Origin of the sequence: Rhodococcus sp. SMB37, assembly GCF_004345605.1 — a bacterium.
Classification (GTDB): Bacteria; Actinomycetota; Actinomycetes; order Mycobacteriales; family Mycobacteriaceae; genus Rhodococcus.
In genome coordinates this window covers 1-1,267 of record NZ_SLVY01000048.1, presented here as the reverse complement: position 1 = coordinate 1,267, position 1,267 = coordinate 1, and the positions used below count along the sequence as shown (strand labels likewise).

Below are 1,267 nucleotides of genomic sequence, written 5' to 3'. Positions count from 1 at the left end.
CAGGGTCACGTCAAAGTCGTCTTTCCGCTGGTGAGAACCAGTTCTATCGCATCCTGAATGCAGAGTTGATACCGTCGGCAGGCCGCAGCGATATTGACGTGCCCCGCAGCACGCTGCATACCGAGCGCGAGGTTTCGAAGGGTGGCCATCACCCTCGGCCCGCTACCGGTGCGGATCCGGGACGCGTCCTCCCGGAACGTCACATCGCGGACGTAGTGCACGCGATTCTCGATGTCCCAATGCCCCTTCACCCACGCGGCGATCTCCTCCGGCCGAGCCGCGATCATGTTCATGTCGGAAATCAGATAGACCAGCTCCACGCTCTTTTTGCCCTTGACTGTGCGGGTGCGCCGGATCTGCACGACCTGCCCGACGTGAGGGAATCCTGCCACCCCCGCCGGCACCTGAGCGGCCTTGATCGTGCGGCGCACTCTCCGACCCCGACTGGTGTCGACGCTGGACGCTCCCTCAATATCCTTCCAGGGCAGCGCTTTCAGCTCGTCGTATAGATTCGGTTGGTTTTTCTTCACCGTCATCACCACATGCCCTCCACGGCCGACGATGTAGTCGATCGTGTCCCGCTGCGTGTGGAGAGCATCGACAGTGACCACCACATCGGCGATGTCGAACTGGTCGAGGAGCTCACGCAGCATCGGGATCTCGTTGGTCTTCGCGGCCACGTCGACCTGCCCGACCACGGCGGAGCTGCCGTGGTCCATCGCAGCCAACAGGTGCGGCTGATTCCCTTCGCTGTCCTTCGCACCGCGCACCGTCTTCCCGTCACACGCGATCACTGTTCGTCCGTCGATGATGGTGAAAGACAACCGCATCCAGGCGTACACCAGCAGGTCGAACGTGTCGGGGTCGATCATCTCCAGGATGCGGCGGATCGTCGGTTCGCTCGGAATCTGCGCGTTCATCATGCCCGCGGCGTCCAGCAGCATCCGGCCGCAGTACTTGGCCCACTGCGCGATCGCCGCGAACGAGGTGGCTCCGGTGACCACCGCGGTCACCGCGATGAGGATGACTGTGGGCAACTGGTGGCGGATGCCGCGAGCCTTGCGGGGGTCGGGGATCTGCGCGATGACGTCGAGGAGTTCCTGCGGAGCAGCAGGTACATCGACGAGTTCACCGAGGATCGGGTCGGCGCAGTCGACGACGGTGGTGCACAATGTGGAGGCGGGCATGGCGTTCCTTGCAGATGTGAGCGTCAGAACTTCCATTTTCACGTGAGCGCTGTGCCCGCACTCGCATCCGTATTCTCCGG

General features: G+C 63.1%; 1 protein-coding gene. It reads right to left on the bottom strand.

The genetic code is table 11. From position 1 onward, the window contains the following. Positions 1-5 precede the first annotated feature (5 nt). The gene (locus EV641_RS29085; protein WP_241997543.1) at positions 6-1,187 is read right to left on the bottom strand and encodes an ISAs1 family transposase; all 1,182 of its coding nucleotides are present in this window, start codon (positions 1,185-1,187) and stop codon (positions 6-8) included. Positions 1,188-1,267 lie beyond the last annotated feature (80 nt).